Origin of the sequence: Microbacterium hominis NBRC 15708, from assembly GCF_001592125.1 — a bacterium.
Taxonomy (GTDB): domain Bacteria; phylum Actinomycetota; class Actinomycetes; order Actinomycetales; family Microbacteriaceae; genus Microbacterium; species Microbacterium hominis.
Window position 1 is genome coordinate 1 of record NZ_BCWI01000036.1, and the last position, 5,500, is coordinate 5,500.

The window sequence follows — 5,500 nt, forward strand, 5'->3', positions numbered from 1 at the left end:
GGGAGCATCCGATCCTTGAGAACTCAACAGCGTGCACTTGTCAAATGCCAAATAACCTCGTCTCAGCTTCGGCTGGGTGAGATTCCTTTGGATCAAGTCCAGCCTCTTTTGGGGTTGGCGTATGGATTGTCAGTAATGGCATCCTTTTGGTCAGTTTCGAACTCGCTGCATCGTCGTTTTCCCGGTGGTGTATGCATTTTTTCTTTTTGGAGAGTTTGATCCTGGCTCAGGATGAACGCTGGCGGCGTGCTTAACACATGCAAGTCGAACGGTGAAGCCCAGCTTGCTGGGTGGATCAGTGGCGAACGGGTGAGTAACACGTGAGCAATCTGCCCCTGACTCTGGGATAAGCGCTGGAAACGGCGTCTAATACTGGATATGAGCTGCGATCGCATGGTCAGTAGCTGGAAAGATTTTTTGGTCAGGGATGAGCTCGCGGCCTATCAGCTTGTTGGTGAGGTAATGGCTCACCAAGGCGTCGACGGGTAGCCGGCCTGAGAGGGTGACCGGCCACACTGGGACTGAGACACGGCCCAGACTCCTACGGGAGGCAGCAGTGGGGAATATTGCACAATGGGCGCAAGCCTGATGCAGCAACGCCGCGTGAGGGATGACGGCCTTCGGGTTGTAAACCTCTTTTAGCAGGGAAGAAGCGAAAGTGACGGTACCTGCAGAAAAAGCGCCGGCTAACTACGTGCCAGCAGCCGCGGTAATACGTAGGGCGCAAGCGTTATCCGGAATTATTGGGCGTAAAGAGCTCGTAGGCGGTTTGTCGCGTCTGCTGTGAAATCCCGAGGCTCAACCTCGGGTCTGCAGTGGGTACGGGCAGACTAGAGTGCGGTAGGGGAGATTGGAATTCCTGGTGTAGCGGTGGAATGCGCAGATATCAGGAGGAACACCGATGGCGAAGGCAGATCTCTGGGCCGTAACTGACGCTGAGGAGCGAAAGGGTGGGGAGCAAACAGGCTTAGATACCCTGGTAGTCCACCCCGTAAACGTTGGGAACTAGTTGTGGGGTCCATTCCACGGATTCCGTGACGCAGCTAACGCATTAAGTTCCCCGCCTGGGGAGTACGGCCGCAAGGCTAAAACTCAAAGGAATTGACGGGGACCCGCACAAGCGGCGGAGCATGCGGATTAATTCGATGCAACGCGAAGAACCTTACCAAGGCTTGACATACACCAGAACACCGTAGAAATACGGGACTCTTTGGACACTGGTGAACAGGTGGTGCATGGTTGTCGTCAGCTCGTGTCGTGAGATGTTGGGTTAAGTCCCGCAACGAGCGCAACCCTCGTTCTATGTTGCCAGCACGTAATGGTGGGAACTCATGGGATACTGCCGGGGTCAACTCGGAGGAAGGTGGGGATGACGTCAAATCATCATGCCCCTTATGTCTTGGGCTTCACGCATGCTACAATGGCCGGTACAAAGGGCTGCAATACCGTGAGGTGGAGCGAATCCCAAAAAGCCGGTCCCAGTTCGGATTGAGGTCTGCAACTCGACCTCATGAAGTCGGAGTCGCTAGTAATCGCAGATCAGCAACGCTGCGGTGAATACGTTCCCGGGTCTTGTACACACCGCCCGTCAAGTCATGAAAGTCGGTAACACCTGAAGCCGGTGGCCCAACCCTTGTGGAGGGAGCCGTCGAAGGTGGGATCGGTAATTAGGACTAAGTCGTAACAAGGTAGCCGTACCGGAAGGTGCGGCTGGATCACCTCCTTTCTAAGGAGCATCTGGCACTCTTTGGGGTGTCCAGGCGCCGGATCAGGGCCGAATGTGTCTTGCCGGTTAGCTCATGGGTGGAACGTTTGATGAGGTGTGGGGGAGTGATCTTCGAGTTAGTACGGCCTTCGGGTTGGGAACGCTGGGGGTGAGTGAGCCGGCACATGCACGCTGTTGGGTCCTGAGGGACCGGATGCGCTCTGATCTTCGGATTGGGAGCAGACGAACCTCAGGACTCTTTCTGTTGCCGGCTGGTGCTGGTGCGGGGAGGGTACCGCCCGTACTTTGAGAACTACACAGTGGACGCGAGCATCTTCGAGATGAGTAATCATCTCGTGAAGATGATCTTAAAGATCATTAGTCAATTTCGATTGACGATTCAAACTCATGTGATTTCAAGTCTTTAAGAGCAAACGGTGGATGCCTTGGCATCTGGAGCCGAAGAAGGACGTAGCAATCTGCGATAAGCCTCGGGGAGTGGATAAGCACACTGTGATCCGAGGGTGTCCGAATGGGGAAACCCCGCTGGGCGGCGTGCCGACCCAGTGACTCCCGCCTGAATATATAGGGCGGGTAGAGGGAACGTGGGGAAGTGAAACATCTCAGTACCCACAGGAAGAGAAAGCAACCGCGATTCCGTTAGTAGTGGCGAGCGAAACCGGAACAGGCTAAACCGAGTACGTGTGATATCCGGCAGGAGTTGCGTATTCGGGGTTGTGGGACTTTTCTGGTTGTTCTGCCGAGCAGCCGGCGTTACAAGAAGGTATAGACGAACTGGATTGAAAGCCAGGTCATAGAGGGTGCCAACCCCGTAGTCGAAATGCCTCTCTTGGCGCGAAGAGTATCCCAAGTAGCACGGGGCCCGAGAAATCCCGTGTGAATCTGTCAGGACCACCTGATAAGCCTAAATACTCCCAGATGACCGATAGCGGACAAGTACCGTGAGGGAAAGGTGAAAAGTACCCCGGGAGGGGAGTGAAATAGTACCTGAAACCGTTTGCTTACAAACCGTTGGAGCCTCCTTAGTAGGGGTGACAGCGTGCCTTTTGAAGAATGAGCCTGCGAGTTAGCGATACGTGGCGAGGTTAACCCGTGTGGGGTAGCCGTAGCGAAAGCGAGTCTGAATAGGGCGATTCAGTCGCGTGTCCTAGACCCGAAGCGAAGTGATCTATCCATGGCCAGGCTGAAGCGACGGTAAGACGTCGTGGAGGGCCGAACCCACTTAGGTTGAAAACTGAGGGGATGAGCTGTGGATAGGGGTGAAAGGCCAATCAAACTTCGTGATAGCTGGTTCTCTCCGAAATGCATTTAGGTGCAGCGTTGCGTGTTTCTTGCCGGAGGTAGAGCTACTGGATGGCCGATGGGCCCTACAAGGTTACTGACGTCAGCCAAACTCCGAATGCCGGTAAGTGAGAGCGCAGCAGTGAGACTGTGGGGGATAAGCTTCATAGTCGAGAGGGAAACAACCCAGACCACCAACTAAGGTCCCAAAGCGCGTGCTAAGTGGGAAAGGATGTGGAGTTGCTCTGACAACCAGGAGGTTGGCTTAGAAGCAGCCACCCTTGAAAGAGTGCGTAATAGCTCACTGGTCAAGTGATTCCGCGCCGACAATGTAACGGGGCTCAAGCACGCCACCGAAGTTGTGGCATTGACATTATTGGTAGGCCTTCGTGGTCCAGCCGTGTTGATGGGTAGGAGAGCGTCGTGTGGCCAGCGAAGCGGCGGTGTGAACCAGCCGTGGAGGCCACACGAGTGAGAATGCAGGCATGAGTAGCGAAAGACGTGTGAGAAACACGTCCTCCGAAAGACCAAGGGTTCCAGGGTCAAGCTAATCTTCCCTGGGTAAGTCGGGACCTAAGGCGAGGCCGACAGGCGTAGTCGATGGACAACGGGTTGATATTCCCGTACCGGCGAAGAACCGCCCAAACTAATCCAGTGGTGCTAAGTGCCCGAATTCCTTTGTATCGATCCCTTCGGGGTGAGAGCGTTGGAGCTAGCGCATGACCCCATGCTGGTGCGGTTAGCGTATTAACAGGTGTGACGCAGGAAGGTAGCCCAACCCGGGCGATGGTTGTCCCGGGGCAAGTGCGTAGGCCGAGTCATAGGCAAATCCGTGACTCTTACAGGCTGAGACACGATGCGGATAAAAAGTGGGTGATCCTCTGCTGCCAAGAAAAGCATCGACGCGAGGTTCTAGCCGCCCGTACCCCAAACCGACTCAGGTGGTCAGGTAGAGAATACCAAGGAGATCGAGAGAATCGTGGTTAAGGAACTCGGCAAAATGCCCCCGTAACTTCGGGAGAAGGGGGGCCATCCACTTATATGAGCTTGCCTCAAAAAGGGTGTGGTGGCCGCAGAGACTAGTGGGTAGCGACTGTTTATTAAAAACACAGGTCCGTGCCAAGTCGCAAGACGATGTATACGGACTGACGCCTGCCCGGTGCTGGAAGGTTAAGAGGACCGGTTAGCCGTAAGGCGAAGCTGAGAATTTAAGCCCCAGTAAACGGCGGTGGTAACTATAACCATCCTAAGGTAGCGAAATTCCTTGTCGGGTAAGTTCCGACCTGCACGAATGGCGTAACGACTTCCCAACTGTCTCAACCGCGAACTCGGCGAAATTGCACTACGAGTAAAGATGCTCGTTACGCGCAGCAGGACGGAAAGACCCCGTGACCTTTACTACAGCTTGGTATTGGTGTTCGGTGTGGCTTGTGTAGGATAGGTGGGAGACTTTGAAGCGGTGACGCCAGTTACCGTGGAGTCATTGTTGAAATACCACTCTGGTCACTCTGGATATCTAACTTCGAACCGTAATCCGGTTCAGGGACAGTGCCTGGTGGGTAGTTTAACTGGGGCGGTTGCCTCCCAAAAAGTAACGGAGGCGCCCAAAGGTTCCCTCAACCTGGTTGGCAATCAGGTGGCGAGTGTAAGTGCACAAGGGAGCTTGACTGTGAGACTGACAGGTCGAGCAGGGACGAAAGTCGGGACTAGTGATCCGGCAGTGGCTTGTGGAAGCGCTGTCGCTCAACGGATAAAAGGTACCTCGGGGATAACAGGCTGATCTTGCCCAAGAGTCCATATCGACGGCATGGTTTGGCACCTCGATGTCGGCTCGTCGCATCCTGGGGCTGGAGTAGGTCCCAAGGGTTGGGCTGTTCGCCCATTAAAGCGGTACGCGAGCTGGGTTTAGAACGTCGTGAGACAGTTCGGTCCCTATCCGCTGCGCGCGTAGGAAATTTGAGAGGATCTGACCCTAGTACGAGAGGACCGGGTTGGACGAACCTCTGGTGTGCCAGTTGTTCTGCCAAGAGCACCGCTGGTTAGCTACGTTCGGGATGGATAACCGCTGAAAGCATCTAAGCGGGAAGCCGGCCTCAAGATGAGATTTCCATGCCTTCGGGCGAGAGGCTCCCAGCCAGACTACTGGGTTGATAGGCCGGATGTGGAAGCGTGGCAACACGTGAAGCTGACCGGTACTAATAAGCCGATGACTTGATAACACACCGTTTTGGTGCTTGCGTCCACTGAGTGGTTCTCGATGTACGGTCGAGAACTGCACAACTGATCTTCGATCGTTGTGTGCTTGATGAAACATCAATAGTGTTTCGGCGGCCATAGCGTGAGGGAAACGCCCGGTCACATTCCGAACCCGGAAGCTAAGCCTCACAGCGCCGATGGTACTGCAGGGGGGACCCTGTGGGAGAGTAGGACACCGCCGGACTTCATTTCAGGAAATGGCCACCCAACGCTGGGTGGCCATTTCCCGTTAACAGA

3 rRNA genes are annotated in these 5,500 nt (G+C 54.9%); all 3 read left to right on the forward strand.

The annotated features are described in order from the left end of the window. Positions 1–203 precede the first annotated feature (203 nt). The 3 genes from MHO01S_RS15970 (at position 204) to rrf (ending at position 5,447) form a co-directional block, all read left to right on the forward strand. Positions 204–1,726: ribosomal RNA gene (locus MHO01S_RS15970) — 16S ribosomal RNA — on the forward strand. 393 nt (positions 1,727–2,119) lie between these two features. Further along, positions 2,120–5,226: ribosomal RNA gene (locus MHO01S_RS15975) — 23S ribosomal RNA — on the forward strand. A gap of 104 nt (positions 5,227–5,330) precedes the next feature. Then, a 5S ribosomal RNA gene (gene rrf, locus MHO01S_RS15980) occupies positions 5,331–5,447 on the forward strand. Together the 16S, 23S and 5S rRNA genes form the textbook arrangement of a ribosomal RNA operon. Positions 5,448–5,500: the final 53 nt, after the last annotated feature.